This window comes from Polaromonas sp. OV174 (genome assembly GCF_900112285.1).
Classification (GTDB): domain Bacteria; phylum Pseudomonadota; class Gammaproteobacteria; order Burkholderiales; family Burkholderiaceae_C; genus Polaromonas.
The window spans coordinates 1-14,017 of record NZ_FOKZ01000006.1 but is presented as its reverse complement, the minus strand read 5'-3'; the positions used below and the strand labels follow the sequence as shown (position 1 = coordinate 14,017).

Sequence of the window (14,017 nt, the reverse complement as noted above, 5' to 3'; positions counted from 1 at the left end):
GCGTTAAGCCGCCACTGGCACGGCCAGCGCCGCGCTCAGCTCGGCTTGCAAGGTGGCGGCATTCAGCTCAGAGCCAATCAGCACCAGGCGCGACTGGCGGACTTCATCAGCGCGCCAGGGGCGATCAAAGTAGCTGTCAAAGCGCGTGCCAACGCCCTGCACCACCAGGCGCATGGCCGCACCAGGCAAGGCCACAAAGCCCTTGACGCGGTAAATTTCATGGCGCTCCACCAGGCTGCGCAATGCGGCCAGCAACGCCTCGCGGCTGGACACGTCCAGCGTCACCTGCACCGAGTCAAAGGCGTCATGGTCGTGGTCCTCCTCCTCGTCGTGGTGGGTCTTGCGCTGGTCGATCTGGTCTTCCACCGCGCGCTCCAGGCCCAGCAACACGCCGATGTCAACGCGGCCATGCTGCGCATGCACCAGCTTCACGCCGGGTGCGGTCTCTAGACGGATGGCGGCTTCCACACCCGCCAGCGCGGCTGCGTCCATGCCATCGGTCTTGTGCACTATCACCAGGTCGGCCGTGGCCAGCTGGTCTTCAAACAGCTCGTGCAAGGGCGACTCGTGGTCCAGGTTGTCGTCGGCGCGGCGCTGGGCGTCCACAGCCACCGGATCATCGGCAAAGTCCCCCGCAGCCACAGCGGGCGCGTCCACCACGGTGACCACCGCGTCCACGGTAAAGGTGTTGCGCAAGGCGGGCCACTGAAAGGCCTGCACCAGCGGCTTCGGTAACGCCAGGCCCGAGGTCTCGATGATCAGGTGGTCAATCTGGTCGCGACGCGCGGCCAGCTTTTCCATCACCGGCGCAAACTCTTCCTGCACGGTGCAACACAGGCAACCATTGGCCAGCTCATAGAGTTGTCCGTTTTCCTCCCCGTTTTCATCACAGCCAATGCCGCAGCCGCGCAACAGTTCGCCGTCGATGCCGAGTTCGCCAAATTCGTTGACGATGACCGCGATGCGGCGGCCCTGCGCGTTGGCCAGCAGGTGGCGCAACAGCGTGGTCTTGCCGCTGCCCAGGAAGCCGGTGACGATGGTGGCGGGGATTTTTCGGGTTTGCATCGGGTGGTCCTTGAAGAAAAGAGTTAACGGGGTGGCAGCGCCATCAGGCAGTCCACCAGCATCTGCGCGGCCTCGCCCAGGCGCGGACCGGGGCGCGACAGCAGGTCCATGCGCTCGGCGTCCAGCAGGCATAGCTGCTGCTGGCGCACCGCGGGCAGCGTGCTCCAGCCGGGGCGGTCCATCAGATTGGCCAAGGTGGCGCGCGGGCCGATGATGAGATCCGGCGGGCGGCGCAGCAGCAGCTCGGGATTGATCTTGGGAAACAGGCCCAGCTCGCCACTGACGACGTTGACCAGGCCCAACCTGGCAAGGGTTTCACCAATAAAGCTTTTGTCGCTGGCTGCCGTCGGTGCGGGCCCCACTTCCACATACACGGTGCGTCCGCGCAAGGCGACAGGCACGCGGCTTGCTGCGGCATCCATCTCTGCATTGATACGGGCCACCAAGTCGGCAGCGCGGACGGGTTCACCCAGCGAGTCGCCCAGCTTCAAAAGCATGCGCTTTAACTCGGCATGGGTGCGGGCATCAAACACCATCACAGGCACACCCAGGGACTGCAGGCGTTCACCGGCGCGGCTGCGTGGGCCCAGCAAGACCATGTTGGGCCGCAGGGCCACGATGCGTTCGATCTGCGCGTCTTCCAGCCCGCCCACCTTGGGCAGCACCTGCACCGAGCCGGGCCAGGTGGAATGGCGGTCGGTCCCCACCAGTTGCGCGCAACGGCCCAGCGCGCACACGGCCTCGGTCAAAGATGGCGATAGCGTGACGATGCGCGACACGGGCTGCTGCGCCACGGCCAGGCTGGAAAACAGCCCCAGAGTTGCCAGCAACGACGCCGATGGCAGCATGCGCAGCGCTTTACGCGCAAGGACAAGCGCGGGGGATGCATCTTCACCAGCCGGGGCCGCGGAACCGCTTTCGTCGGGCCGCAGGCGCAGCGCCCCAAACCCCATAAAAGGGGCAGCGCGCCGTAGGCTCGAAGCGACAAGCGTGGGGGCCATGTCTCTAGTCTTCGATGCCGCGTTGCGCCGGCACGCCGGCCTTGAAATGGTGTTTGATCAAGGTCATTTCAGTGACCGTATCGGCCAGTTCCACCAGCTCGTCGGGTGCGTTGCGGCCGGTCAGCACCACGTGCACGTGCGGCGGGCGTTCGCGCAGGCAGGTGAGTACGGCTTCCAGCGGAATCCAGCCGTAGCGCAGCGGGTACATGATCTCGTCCAGCACCACCATGAAGTGTTCGCCGGCGCGTATGGTGGCTTCGGCCTTGGCCCAGCCATCGAGTGCCAGCTGGGCCGAGTGCTCCAGGTCACGGCTCTTCCAGCTAAAGCCGTCGCCCAGGCCTTCAATAGGAACGCCCAGTTGTTCAAACAGCCGATGCTCGCCAAAGCGCGCCGTAGGCACTTTCATGAACTGGTAGACCTTGACGGCCTTGCCCCGGCCATGGGCGCGCAGGGCCAGGCCAAAGGCCGCCGTGCTCTTGCCCTTGCCGTGGCCGGTGTTGATCATGATGAGGCCACGGCGCTCGGCCGTCGGGGTGACACGTTCGTATTCGGTGGGTGGGGTTTCGATTTGCATGGGAGCCTTTTTTGCAGGATGGTTTACTTTGGGCAGCGCAATCCACTGCCCTTGCAAGGGGTGGACGGCAATGCGTCCGTCAAATACGTCTTCCAGTGCCCGGTGGGTGGCCAGGTCGGCGCAGGCGCCCTGGTGGGTGACACGGCCTTCGGCCATCACCACCATGGTGTCGGCTTGCAGCGCCATGGTGATCTCGTGCAGCACGCTGACCACGGTTTTTCCTTCGGCCACCAGCGCACGCACCACGTCCAGCCAGTCGGCCTGGTGCGGCGGGTCCAGATTGGCCAGCGGCTCGTCCATCAGCAGCACCTGGGCCTGCACCGCCAGGGCACGGGCCAGCAACACGCGCTGGCGCTCGCCGCCCGAGAGTTGGCCCAGGGCGCGCTGGCGCCAGTCCCAGGCGCGGGTGGCACGCAGGGCCTGCTCCACCGCTGCATGGTCGGCCGCGCTGGGCGGCGCCAGCCAGGCCTGGTGCGGCAAGCGGCCCAGCATGGCGACATCCCACACGGTCAGGTCATCGGCCGAGGTTTCACTCTGGCCCAGCCAGGCCAGCTGACGGGCGCGCTCGCGGTGCGGCAGGCTGTGCATGGGCTGACCCAGCAGCGTGACACTGCCGCTGTGCGGCAGCACGCCAGCCAGCGCCCTGAGCAAGGTGGACTTGCCGGCGCCATTGGGACCGACGATGCTGGTCCACCGTGCCGCGGCAATGTCCAGGCTGATGCCGTGCAGCACGCTTTTCTTTTGCAAGCCATTTCCGAGGCTGGCCCCGATGGAATGTGCGCCAATAGCTACTGAGTTCATAGCATCCCTCATACCGCGCGCCCTCCGGCCAGGTTGCTGCTACGGTGCATCAGCCACAACAGGTAGCCGCCGCCCAGCACCGCGGTGAGCATGCCCACGGGCAGCTCCTGCGGGGCCATCAGCCCGCGCGCCAGCGTGTCGGCCGCCATCAGCAGCACGCCGCCCATCAGGCTGGACAGCAGCATCAGGTGGGCATGGGTGGTCTTCACCACCGAGCGCACCAGGTGCGGCGCGGCCAGGCCGACAAAGGCAATCAGCCCGGTCTGCGCCACCGCCGTACCCGTGGCCAGCGCCAGCACCGCCACCAGCGCCGCACGCATGGGCGCCACCGGCAGGCCCAGGCTGACGGCAGTGGCGTCGCCCAGGCTCAGGCCGTCGAGCACGCGCGCCAGCAGCCAGGCCGCCAGCCCGCACACGGCCCACACGCTGGCCATGAGCACGCACGAAGTCCAGCCGACAAAGGCGGTCGAGCCCAGCATGAAGGCCTGCATGGCCTGCAGCGATTCGGGCGAAAACAGCAGCACCAGGTGCGTCATGGCGCCCAGCACCACACCCACCACCACACCGGCCAACAACAGGCGCAAGGTGTGGCCCACGCCGCGCGACAACACCAGCGTCAACATCACCGCAAACACGGCGCCCAGAAACGCCGCGCCGGTCAGGCCCAGGCGCACCCAGACACTGCTGGAGAACACGCTGACGGCCACGCCACCATTCATCATGCTGCCGCCCAACATGCCCGCACCACCGCCCAAGGCGGCCAGCGCCAGCGCCACGCCCAGCGAGGCACCCGATGCACTGCCCAGCAAATACGGATCGGCCAGGGGGTTGCGAAACAGGCCTTGGGCCACCGCACCCGCCAGGCCCAGCAAGGCGCCGGCGGCCCAGGCGCCCAGCGTGCGCGGCAGGCGAATTTCCCAAATGATTTGCTGCGCCATGGCAGTCTGCGATGGGTCTTGCGCAGGATTGAGCAGCGGCCCAATTAAATTTTCCAGCCCGGTGCTGCCCACGCAAATGCCCAGCGCCACCAGGGCCAGCGCGCCCAACACACCGGCCCACACCAACCACCACACGCGGGCCTGCATCATGGCTTGGCTCCCTTGGCTGCCTTGTCTATAAGGCAACGGGCCATCAGACGCGCGCCCTCGGCCATGCGCGGGCCGGGACGCACCAGCATGTCGGCCTCATCGGCAGGGAAAATGCAGACCCGTTGCTCACGCAGCGCGCGAATGCTCTGCCAGCCAGGCCGCGTCAGCAAGCCATCGGCGCTACGCTGGCCAATCATGATCAGATCGGGGTTGGCGCGCACGATGTACTCGGGGTTGAGCTTGGGAAAAGGCCCGAGCTTGGCCGGCACGATGTTTTTGACGCCCAGGCGGGTCAGCGTCTCGCCAATAAAGGACGACTCGCTCGCCGCATACGGGCCCTGGTTGACCTCAAAATAGACCCGCGTGCCGCGCAGACTGGGCGGCAGCGACTGGGCCGCGGCCGAGACGCCGGCGTCAATCGCGCGCCAGATGCGTGCGGCATCGCGCACCTCCAGCAACTGGCCCAGCTTGAGCATCACGCGCTGCACGTCGGCGTGGCTTCTGGGCTCCAGCGCCACCACCTTGATGCCCAGCGCCTGCAGCCGCTCGCCCACGCGCGACGAGGTGGCCATCAGCACCACGTCGGGTTTAAGCGCGACGATGGCCTCGATATTGGGGTCCAGTCCGCCGCCCACCACCGGCAGGCTTTTGATGCTGGCCGGGTAGTTGGAATAGCGGTCCACGCCGACCAGGCGCTGGCACTGGCCCAGCTCACACACGGTCTCGGTCAGCGAGGGCAGCAGGCTGACGATGCGCTGCGGCGCTTGCGCCAGAGTCACCACCACGCCCCGGTCATCGGTCAGGGTCAGGGCCTGCGCAGAGGTCAGCGCCGCGATGCTCAGCAGCCACAGTGCGAAGATTTTTTTCAAGACTGGTCTTTCAAGGTAAGCGGCAAGCCGGCCGCCATGAAGGTCACGCGCGCGCAGGTCTGCGCCACCTCCTGGTTTAGCCGGCCCAGGGCATCGACAAAGGCGCGGGTTTCACGGCCCATGGGAATCACGCCCAGGCCTATCTCGTTGCCGACCAGCAGCACGGGGCCGGCGGCCTTTTTAATCGCTACCAAAAGCATAGCTGCTTGCGCACGACCCATATGGGCTAGCGCCTCATTTTGCTTAAGAACATCAGTCGGCATGAGCCAATTGGTCAGCCATAAGGTGAGGCAGTCCACCACCACCAGTGTGTCGGGCCGGCTCTGCAGCTCGATAGCCCGCGCCAGTTCGAGCGGCTCCTCCAGCGTACGCATGCCGGGCACGCGCTGCGCCCTATCCTGCTGATGGCGCGCAATGCGTTCGCGCATCTCATCGTCCCAGGGCTGGGCCGTGGCAATCAGCACGGCTTGATGCTCTGGCGACTGCGCCAGCCAATCGCGCGCCAGCAACTCGGCCCGTCGTGACTTGCCGCTTCTCTGGCCGCCCAGGATCAGCTCGCTGCGGGCGACTTCCAAGGGCTTAGTCATGTTGACGCCCCGCCGACAGGCCGCCCTTAGGCGGGGCAGCCCCCTCGGGGGGCAGCGCAGTACGCGAAGCGACAAGCGTGGGGGCCATGCTCCAGGCCATGATCAGCTTGTGCAGTTTTTCCACGCCATCGGTCAGCGAAGCCGGTCCCGGTTGCAAAATTTCAGACGACTTGATCTCGAACAATTGCTGGTTTTTGACCGCCGCAACGTTTTCCCAGCCTGGCCGCGCCACGACCATTTCAGGCCTGAACTTCTTGCCGCACCAGGAGCCAAAAATAATGTCCGGGTCGCGCCGCACGATCTCGCCACCATCGGCAATGATGCGGCCCTTGCCCATGGGCTCTTTGGCCAGCTCGGGGAAACAGTCGTCCCCACCAGCAATGCCTATCAGTTCGGAAACCCAGGCAATGCAGCTGATGTGCGGGTCATGCCACTCCTCGAAATAGACACGCGGCCGGCGCTTGAGCCCGGCAGCGGCCCGCTCAATTTCAAGCAGCCGGTTTTGCATGGCCTGGATCAGCGCCAGGCCGCGTTCCACCTGGCCGACCATGGCGGCGAGCTGGTACATCATGGAAAAAATCTCGGCCACGCTGCGCTGGTTAAAGATGGTGACCTGAATGCCCTTTTTGATCAGCTGCGAGGCAATGTCGGCCTGCAGGTCGGAAAAGCCGATCACGCAGTCAGGCTGCAGCTCCACGATCTTGTCTATCTTGGCGCTCAGGTAGGCGCTGACCTTGGGCTTCTCATCGCGCGCCCGCGGCGGGCGCACGGTGTAGCCCGAGATGCCGACGATGCGGCGCTCCTCGCCCAGCAGGTAGAGCCACTCGGTCGGCTCTTCGGTCAGGCAGACGATGCGCTGCGGGCCATAGGCGGATCCACTTGCCGGGCCGCCTGCGCTGGCGGCCAGCGCACGCCAGTCGAGTCTCATGTCAGTCATGACTTTCCTTCAGAAACAGGCTTGCCGCCGCTGCCGGATTGGACGCAAACCAGGCATGAAAGTAACTCGCCTGGATCGCCCCTGATACATACAGCGCCTCGCCCTCGCCGCGCAGGGTGCGCCCCGGCGCGGCCTGGCTGCGGCCCGCCACCGGCAGTTGGGTGACGCAGGTGGAGTAGTGAAAGGTATGGCCGCGCAAGCTGCCACCGGCCACGTCCAGCTGCTGCGGCCCCAGGGCGGCCAGGCGCTTTTGCATGGTCACGCTGCCGGGCAAGATGCCCCACAGGCTGTGGCTGGCGCCGTCCAACGTGCTGAGCTGCGCAAACAAGGCCATCATGCCGCCGCACTCGGCCCAGACCGGCTTGCCGTCCTGCACGTGGCTGATGATGCTCGACTTCATGGCTGTGTTCGCGGCCAGGGTATGGGCATGCAGCTCGGGATAGCCGCCCGGCAGCCACAAGGCATCACAGTCAGGCAGTGCCGCGTCCGCCAGCGGTGAAAAGTACACCAGCTCGGCGCCCATGGCCTGCAGGCAATCGAGATTGGCGGCGTAGATAAAACAAAAGGCGGCGTCACGCGCCACGGCAATCGTCTGCCCCTGCAAGGCGCCGGTCGGGAAGTCCTGCCTCGACCCAGGCGCGGCCTCAAAGCTGACGGCCCAGGCCTGCAAGGCCTGCTCGTCCATCTGCCCCAGTTTTGTCTCGGCCAGCGCGTCGGCGGCGGCGTCCAGCCGCTGCATGGCGTCGCCCAGCTCCTGGGCCATGACCAGGCCCAGATGGCGTTCGGGCAAGACCAGGGCCTCGTTTCGCATCAGCGCGCCCAGCCATTGCGCGGGGTCACGCAGGCCGTCTTCCAGCATGGCCGCATGGCCTGGCGAGGCCACGCGATTGGCCAGCACGCCGGCAAAAGGCAAGCCTTCGCGGTAATGCTGCAAACCCCAGGCCAGCGCACCAAAAGTGCCGGCCATGGCGCTGGCATCTATCACCGCCAGCACCGGCAGACCAAAGCGCTGCGCCAGATCGGCGGCGCTGGGCTGGCCGTCGAACAGGCCCATGACGCCTTCGACAATGATGAGGTCGGCGTCCTGCGCCGCCTCATGCAGGCGCTGCGCGCAATCGGCCTCCCCGGTCATCCACAGATCTAGCTGGTGCACCGGTGCACCGCTGGCCAGCGTCAGCCAGTAAGGGTCCAGGAAGTCCGGCCCGCACTTGAAGGCCCGCACCTTGCGGCCCTGACGGGCATGCAGGCGGGCCAGCGCGCAAGCGACGGTGGTCTTGCCCTGGCCCGAGGCCGGAGCGGCGACGAGCAGGACCGGACAACGTGCCGTGTTTACTTCGGCGCCCACTTCACACCCACGTAGTACGAACGGCCGGCGGTTGCATAGGTGCTCGCCAGTTCGTACTTCCTGTCGCTCAAGTTGTCGACGCGCGCCAGCAGGGTCCAGTCTTTTGCAATCGGCGTACTGGCGCTCAGGTTCAGCAGGGTGTAGCCGCTCAGCACCTGGGTATTGCCCGCATCGTTAAAACGCCGGCCCGAGAACTGCGCCTCGGCGCCCAACAGCCAGCTGCTGACACGAGTATCGGCCGCCAGCGTGCCGTGCTGCTTGGCGCGCCGGGCCAGTTGCTTGCCGGTGCCCAGATCGCGCGGGTTCTGCAAATCCAGCGAGGCGCTCAGGTTGACGCCGCCGATCGCGTGGGTCGCCGACAGCGTGGCACCGGAATATTCGGCGCGCGCGGTGTTGGCATAGCAACCAAAGGACGACTTGCAGGGGCCGGCAGCGGCAAAGGTGATCAGGTTGTCCACCTTGTTACGGTAGGCCACCAGACCGGCGCTGCTGGCGCCTTGCGTCCAGTGCAAGCCCAGCTCGACGTTGCGGCTGCTCTCGGGCACCAGCGTCGGCACGCCGTACTCACTAAAGCGCTGGTAGAGCGTGGGCGCGCGGAAGGCGGTGCCGGCCGAAGCCGTCGCGCGCCAAGCCGGCGTGAAGGCGTAGGCGTAGGCAGCGCTGCCGGTGGTCTTGCCGCCAAACTCGCTGTCCTTATCGTGGCGCAAATTGAGCTGAAGCGTGTGTGCCTGGTGGCTCAGGCCGTAACCCAGCGCCACGGCGTTCTGCGAACGGCCCTGGTTGATGGGCGCGTTTTCCAGGTGGTCTTCCTTGCGCTCCAGGGCCGCGGTCAGCAGATGCTCGCCGACGCGAAACTCATTTTGCAGGGTGTAGCCGCGCAGCTTGGTGAGGGTCAGGTAGGGCGAAGGTTTGGTTTCATAGCGATCACTGGATTCATTCACCGACAGGCGCGTGCTCCAGGCTTCGGTCCACTGCGCCTGCCAGTTCAGACCCAATGTCTGGAGTTTGTGCAAATTGCGGTCGTCCTTGCCCAGGCCGTTGTCATAGCCGGAGTTGCTGTCGCTCGTCAGGTAGGTCGCCTCCAGACGATGCGCCTTGTTGAGCTGAAAGCCCAGCCGCAGGTTGGCCGACTCGGTACGGTAGCCGTCAAGATCGGGGTTTTGGGTGGGAATCGTGCGGGCGTTGAAGCCATCGCTTTTTTCATACGCCAGACCCAGGGCGTAATCAAAAGCACCGCTGGCGCCGCTAAAGCCGGCGCCCAGCTTGCGCGTGTCGTAAGTCCCAAAACCCGCATCGGCGTAAGGCGCAAAGCCGGTTTCGCCACGTTTGGTGAATATCTGAATGACACCGCCCAGCGCATCGGAGCCATAAACGGCGCCGGCCGGACCGCGCAAGACTTCAATCCGGTCTATCAGCGCCAGGGGAATCGCCTCCCACGCGGCGCCGCCAGTGGCCTGCGAGTCAATCCGCACGCCGTCGATATAGACGGCCGTGAAGCGCGATTCAGCGCCGCGCAGAAAGACGCTGGTGGTGCTGGCGGGGCCGCCGTTGCGGGAAATTTCAATGCCGGGGATGCGCTTGAGCACATCGGCCAGGCCGACTGCTCCACTGCGCTCTATACGCTCGCGGTCAATGATGGTGACATCGGCCACCACATCGCTCAATGGCTGCGCGCTACGCGTGGCCGTGACGACCATTTCCTTGAGTTGCGGCGCTGCCTGGGTTTGGGAGAAAGACGGAAATGCAGCAGCCAAAGCCAGGGGCAATACAGCCAGGCGTACAGTGGAAACACAGGTTTTCATGGGTCGAACTATCAACAAAATGCCCTCACCAGCTTCCCCGCCAGTGCCTGAGCGTTACAAATGCGCCGCCTCCTAAAAAAGGACGCACGCACTCACCTTGTTGGCCGGTATCCGGGCTGACGGAACTGCTCTCATCGCCTTCCCAAGCGCGTGTTCAAAACGCTCAGTGGCTATTGATGAAAGCTGAATGGCTTCTTTCGTTGGAGAAAAAAAACACACTCGTCCGTTTACCGTTGCGGGGGCAGCGCAGGTTAGGAGTTTCGGCGCTTGGCAAGACCGGGCTGACCCGGTCCAGATGGCGTTGACTCCCTCCTGCTTCCCGTTGAACTGCAGCGTGTGAACCACACTGCGAGCACCAACAAGCGAGATTCTACGCGGCAAAATGCCGCAAACCCTACAATCGGCCTTGCCATGTCGAACCAAACTCAAATCGACCAGATCGCCGAACGCGTTGAACGTCTTCTGTTGCGCTATGAGGAATTACAGCGCACCAATGCACTGCTGGGCGACCAGATCAGCGCACTCACGCATGAACGCGATTCGCTCAAATCACGACTCAGTGCCGCACGTGCCCGTGTGGACGCCCTGATCGAACGCCTGCCCGACAGCCTCGGTCACGCCGACCCAACCCCTGTGGACACCGCGCGATGAAACAGCTCGAAGTACAAATCATGGGCCAGAACTATTTGCTGGGCTGCCCCGAAAACGGCGATGCCCGCCTGCTCGAAGCCGTGGGCAGAGTGGATACAGCCATGTGCAAAATTCGTGACGCTGGCAAGATCAAGGCGCGCGACCGCATTGCGGTGCTGGCAGCGCTGAATCTCGCCTTTGAACTGCCAGAGCGCAGCAGCCTGGCCGAACCAGAAGCAGCGCCCCAGCCGATCCCCGAAGCAGCGACGCCCGCACCTCAGCCCCAGCTGACGCTCTTGCTGCAGCGCCTGGACGGCGCACTGGGCGTCGACGGTCAGTTGCTCTGAGCACAATTTAGCAGGCGCAGATCAAACGGTCCGCTCGCAAGGGCCTACAATTGGCAGGTCTGCGATGCGCACTGGGCTTTATATTTCCTTGAACCAATGCTCTACGAGCTCGGGCTTGGTAAATTGTCCGGCAGGCGTGATCGTCTCGCGTTAGACGAACCCGAAACCTGACTGCCCTCGCCCACCTGAACCCCGGTTCAGGATGACGGTCCAGTGGTACTCGCAGACACCTTATTTCATCCCCCTCCCTCGGAGCATCCGCCCGTTTTAACGGGCTGCGATAAAAGACTCTGAGCCACTTGCTCGTCCCTCATGAATCTCGACCCTTTGCTGATCCTTGAACTTGCCGCGCTGGGTCTGAGCACCGGCTTTCTTGCCGGCTTACTCGGCATTGGCGGCGGCATGCTGATGGTGCCCTTCATCACCATCATCATTGGCTCCCGCGGTGTTCCCCCTGATCTGGCCGTCAAGATGGCCATTGCCACCTCCATGGCGACCATCATCTTCACCTCGCTGTCCAGCGTCCGGGCGCACCACAAGCGCGGTGCCGTTCGCTGGGACATCGTGAAGCGGCTGGCGCCCGGCATCGTGATAGGCAGCTTCATTGGCAGCTTGGGCGTGTTCTCCCTGCTCAAAGGCTCTTATCTGGCCATTTTCTTCGGCCTGTTTGTGAGCTTCTCCGCGACGCAAATGTTTCTGAACAAGAAACCCAAACCCACGCGCCAGATGCCTGGCACCGCGGGTCAATTGGCGGCCGGCGGCTTTATCGGCTTTCTGTCTGGCCTGGTAGGCGCGGGCGGCGGTTTTATCAGCGTGCCCTTCATGACCTGGTGCAACGTGGCGATTCACAGCGCCGTTGCCACTTCCGCGGCCCTGGGTTTTCCCATCGCCCTGGCCAACGTGGCGGGCTATGTGATCAGCGGGCAAAGCGTACAGAACCTGCCGGTTGGCTCCTTTGGCTACATCTGGCTGCCGGCACTGGCCGTGATTGCCGTGTGCAGCGTCCTGACCGCACCGCTGGGCGCCCGGGCTGCGCACAACATCCCCATTTCCAAGCTCAAACGGGTCTTTGCCAGCATCCTCTACTTGTTGGCAGCCTATATGCTGTACAAGGGACTGACAGGCTGAGCGACGCCCGGGAACAGACCGGGCGCTTAAGCCAGGCCTGGCGCCGGCATCACCACCATGCCATCTTCATCGGCATACAGCCAGTCGCCCGGGCGTACCCAGACGCCCTGAAGTTGCACGGCAATATCGCGCTGGCCTTGCTGGCGTTTTTCGGTGGGCAGCGGCATGGCTGCCAAGGCGCGTATGCCGGTATGGCACTGAGCCAATTCGGCCACATCGCGCACGCAGCCGTCAATCACCACGCCAGCCCAGCCATTTTTGGCGGCCGCCGCGCCCAGATTGCCACCCAACAAGGCACGGCGCAATGAGGACCCACCATCCACCACCAGCACACGGCCGTCACCCGCAGAATCCACGGCGGCCTTGACCAGCGAGTTGTCTTCAAAGCATTTGAGAGTGACGACCGGCCCGCTGAATTTTTTCACACCGCCAAAGTCCCTGAGAACGGGCGGCAAGACCCGAAACGCGCCCGAATCGTCATTCTTGTGGACGTCGCAAAGATCACCGGTGGCGAAGGATGCAGTAGCGGCAGGGTTCATTTTTCAGTCACTTTCTTGATGGCAGCTTGGATGTTATCCCGGCGCGCCGGTCGCACCACGGCGTTTTCACGGGGAGTGTTGAGCGCTGAACTGAGCCCTGAAATTTCCTCCCATTTCTCAAAGCAACGCATCAACCCATATCGGCTTCAAGCCGCTCGACGTCTTCATCAGGAAGTCTTCGCAATGGCCTCCGCTTACACCCGTACAGGCGTGCCAACGCACTTCCTCCAGGCACACGATTCACCAGGAAAAGCACCACGGCTAGCCAGTGGCTGGCATGCGTTGTGATTTTTGCTGCTGTTTTTTTGATTTTCAGAGGCGAATCCGCAACAAGAATGCGTAAATAAAGTGCTTTCTCCCTATGAAACCGCGTTTTTCTCCAGTAGCATCCGCAATGCCACAAGAAAGTAGTTATTTCAGTGGTGATTAGTCAACTTCTAGAAGGAAAATCAATCATGGCAACTGCGAAAAAAGCACCGGCAAAGAAAGCACCTGCAAAAAAGGTCGCTCCGGCAAAGAAAGTCGCTGTGAAAGCAGCACCGGCGAAAAAGGTGGCAGTCAAAGCTGCCGCGCCAGCAAAGAAAGTAGCTCCCGCGAAAAAAGTTGTAGCCGCCAAAAAAGCAGCTCCAGCCAAAAAACGCACGCCCAATGCAGCCTTCATGAAAGCGCTGACCTTGAGCCCCGCACTGGCAGCCGTCGTTGGCGACAAGCCTTTGCCACGTACCGAAATTGTCAGCAAGCTGTGGGTTTACATCAAATCCAAAGATCTGCAGGACAAGCTCAACAAGCGCATGATCAACGCCGACGAAAAACTGCGTGCCGTGTTCGGCAAGGCGCAAGTGTCGATGTTCGAGATGGCTGGCCTGATCGGCAAGCACGTCAAGTAATCGGATCTTCCGATTTTCAAAAGGCCGGTATCCACCGGCCTTTTTTTATGCCCGTGACCCGTCCTGAATTGGGTTGACACCTTTTCCCTAAAGAAAAGGCAAGTCAATGGATACAAGCGTCAAACGCACACAGCGCGACTACACGCTGGCTTTTAAACTCTCGGTGGTTGATCAGGTAGAAAAAGGCGAGCTGACGTACAAGCAGGCGCAGGAGCGCTACGGTATCCAGGGTCGCTCGACCGTGCTGGTGTGGCTGCGCAAGCACGGCCGGCAAGGCTGGGGAGATGCGGCATCATCATGGCTACCTATGCCAATGCCGATAAAAAAATCCTCCTTTGCGCCTGCGTCGCTGACCCCCGAGCAGAAGATCAAAGCCCTTGAAGTCCAACTTCAGGAGGCCAACGAGAAGGCCCGGCT

Annotated in this window: 15 protein-coding genes, 1 pseudogene and 1 riboswitch; of the genes and pseudogenes, 5 read left to right on the top strand and 11 right to left on the bottom strand. The window is 63.5% G+C overall.

Annotation, left to right across the window (positions count from 1 at the left end; genetic code table 11):
- Window positions 1-3: 3 nt before the first annotated feature.
- From cobW to BM160_RS07045, 10 genes and pseudogenes are all read right to left on the bottom strand, one after another.
- Window positions 4-1,065, bottom strand: a complete 1,062-nt coding sequence (gene cobW, locus BM160_RS07090) for a cobalamin biosynthesis protein CobW (RefSeq protein WP_092002704.1) — start codon at window positions 1,063-1,065, stop codon at window positions 4-6.
- A gap of 23 nt (window positions 1,066-1,088) precedes the next feature.
- On the bottom strand, window positions 1,089-1,913 hold the full coding sequence (locus BM160_RS07085) for an ABC transporter substrate-binding protein (protein ID WP_092003180.1): 825 nt from the start codon (window positions 1,911-1,913) through the stop codon (window positions 1,089-1,091).
- Between the two features lie 157 nt (window positions 1,914-2,070).
- On the bottom strand, window positions 2,071-2,640 hold the full coding sequence (cobO, locus tag BM160_RS07080) for a cob(I)yrinic acid a,c-diamide adenosyltransferase (RefSeq protein WP_092003177.1): 570 nt from the start codon (window positions 2,638-2,640) through the stop codon (window positions 2,071-2,073).
- Between the two features lie 27 nt (window positions 2,641-2,667).
- Window positions 2,668-3,441, bottom strand: a pseudogene (locus tag BM160_RS07075) (ABC transporter ATP-binding protein); the annotation flags it as partial.
- Between the two features lie 8 nt (window positions 3,442-3,449).
- Entirely contained in the window at window positions 3,450-4,529 is a 1,080-nt protein-coding gene (locus BM160_RS07070) for a FecCD family ABC transporter permease (protein WP_092002701.1), read from the bottom strand.
- A complete protein-coding gene (locus BM160_RS07065) occupies window positions 4,526-5,389 on the bottom strand; it encodes an ABC transporter substrate-binding protein (RefSeq protein ID WP_369821759.1) in 864 nt (287 codons plus the stop codon). The genes BM160_RS07070 and BM160_RS07065 overlap by 4 nt, the downstream gene beginning before the upstream one ends.
- Before the next feature lie 5 nt (window positions 5,390-5,394).
- Window positions 5,395-5,985 (bottom strand): bifunctional adenosylcobinamide kinase/adenosylcobinamide-phosphate guanylyltransferase, encoded by a 591-nt coding sequence (gene cobU, locus BM160_RS07060; protein ID WP_092002695.1) that lies wholly within the window; start codon window positions 5,983-5,985, stop codon window positions 5,395-5,397.
- Complete coding sequence (locus BM160_RS07055) at window positions 5,978-6,922, bottom strand: cobalamin-binding protein (protein ID WP_255368711.1); 945 nt, start codon at window positions 6,920-6,922, stop codon at window positions 5,978-5,980. Before BM160_RS07055 ends, cobU begins: the two co-directional genes overlap by 8 nt.
- A complete protein-coding gene (locus BM160_RS07050) occupies window positions 6,915-8,267 on the bottom strand; it encodes a cobyrinate a,c-diamide synthase (RefSeq protein WP_092002692.1) in 1,353 nt (450 codons plus the stop codon). Before BM160_RS07050 ends, BM160_RS07055 begins: the two co-directional genes overlap by 8 nt.
- Entirely contained in the window at window positions 8,252-10,069 is a 1,818-nt protein-coding gene (locus tag BM160_RS07045) for a TonB-dependent receptor domain-containing protein (RefSeq protein ID WP_092002688.1), read from the bottom strand. The genes BM160_RS07050 and BM160_RS07045 overlap by 16 nt, the downstream gene beginning before the upstream one ends.
- A gap of 84 nt (window positions 10,070-10,153) precedes the next feature.
- Window positions 10,154-10,444: riboswitch (cobalamin riboswitch) on the bottom strand.
- A gap of 36 nt (window positions 10,445-10,480) precedes the next feature.
- Here BM160_RS07045 and zapB point away from each other — a divergent pair.
- The 3 genes from zapB to BM160_RS07030 all read left to right on the top strand — a co-directional run bounded on the left by zapB (window position 10,481) and on the right by BM160_RS07030 (window position 12,174).
- Window positions 10,481-10,720, top strand: coding sequence for a cell division protein ZapB (zapB, locus tag BM160_RS07040; protein ID WP_092002685.1), 240 nt, complete (start codon window positions 10,481-10,483; stop codon window positions 10,718-10,720).
- Window positions 10,717-11,046: a cell division protein ZapA gene (locus BM160_RS07035; RefSeq protein WP_092002683.1), complete on the top strand. Its 330-nt coding sequence runs from the start codon at window positions 10,717-10,719 to the stop codon at window positions 11,044-11,046. The genes zapB and BM160_RS07035 overlap by 4 nt, the downstream gene beginning before the upstream one ends.
- Window positions 11,047-11,358: 312 nt before the next feature.
- On the top strand, window positions 11,359-12,174 hold the full coding sequence (locus tag BM160_RS07030) for a sulfite exporter TauE/SafE family protein (RefSeq protein WP_092002680.1): 816 nt from the start codon (window positions 11,359-11,361) through the stop codon (window positions 12,172-12,174).
- Between the two features lie 26 nt (window positions 12,175-12,200).
- On the opposite strand, the gene rraA is transcribed toward BM160_RS07030, so the two are convergent.
- Window positions 12,201-12,713 carry a ribonuclease E activity regulator RraA gene (gene rraA / locus BM160_RS07025; protein WP_092002677.1) on the bottom strand — a complete coding sequence of 171 codons (513 nt, stop codon included), beginning with the start codon at window positions 12,711-12,713 and terminating at the stop codon, window positions 12,201-12,203.
- A 455-nt stretch (window positions 12,714-13,168) separates the two neighbouring features.
- On the opposite strand from rraA, the gene BM160_RS07020 reads away from it, so the two are divergent.
- Both BM160_RS07020 and BM160_RS07015 read left to right on the top strand, forming a co-directional pair.
- Window positions 13,169-13,600, top strand: a complete 432-nt coding sequence (locus BM160_RS07020) for an SWIB/MDM2 domain-containing protein (RefSeq protein ID WP_092002674.1) — start codon at window positions 13,169-13,171, stop codon at window positions 13,598-13,600.
- Window positions 13,601-13,706: 106 nt separating this feature from the next.
- The coding region (locus BM160_RS07015) for a helix-turn-helix domain-containing protein (RefSeq protein ID WP_143093196.1) at window positions 13,707-14,017 on the top strand (311 nt) is incomplete at its 3' end.

Coding starts and splice junctions, on each gene's coding strand:
- cobW (WP_092002704.1), bottom strand. CDS start 1,065: ATGCAAACCCGAAAAATCCCCGCCACCATCGTCACCGGCTTCCTGGGC.
- BM160_RS07070 (WP_092002701.1), bottom strand. CDS start 4,529: ATGATGCAGGCCCGCGTGTGGTGGTTGGTGTGGGCCGGTGTGTTGGGC.
- BM160_RS07045 (WP_092002688.1), bottom strand. CDS start 10,069: ATGAAAACCTGTGTTTCCACTGTACGCCTGGCTGTATTGCCCCTGGCT.
- zapB (WP_092002685.1), top strand. CDS start 10,481: ATGTCGAACCAAACTCAAATCGACCAGATCGCCGAACGCGTTGAACGT.
- BM160_RS07085 (WP_092003180.1), bottom strand. CDS start 1,913: ATGCTGCCATCGGCGTCGTTGCTGGCAACTCTGGGGCTGTTTTCCAGC.
- BM160_RS07055 (WP_255368711.1), bottom strand. CDS start 6,922: ATGACTGACATGAGACTCGACTGGCGTGCGCTGGCCGCCAGCGCAGGC.
- cobO (WP_092003177.1), bottom strand. CDS start 2,640: ATGCAAATCGAAACCCCACCCACCGAATACGAACGTGTCACCCCGACG.
- BM160_RS07020 (WP_092002674.1), top strand. CDS start 13,169: ATGGCAACTGCGAAAAAAGCACCGGCAAAGAAAGCACCTGCAAAAAAG.
- cobU (WP_092002695.1), bottom strand. CDS start 5,985: ATGACTAAGCCCTTGGAAGTCGCCCGCAGCGAGCTGATCCTGGGCGGC.
- rraA (WP_092002677.1), bottom strand. CDS start 12,713: ATGAACCCTGCCGCTACTGCATCCTTCGCCACCGGTGATCTTTGCGAC.
- BM160_RS07030 (WP_092002680.1), top strand. CDS start 11,359: ATGAATCTCGACCCTTTGCTGATCCTTGAACTTGCCGCGCTGGGTCTG.
- BM160_RS07035 (WP_092002683.1), top strand. CDS start 10,717: ATGAAACAGCTCGAAGTACAAATCATGGGCCAGAACTATTTGCTGGGC.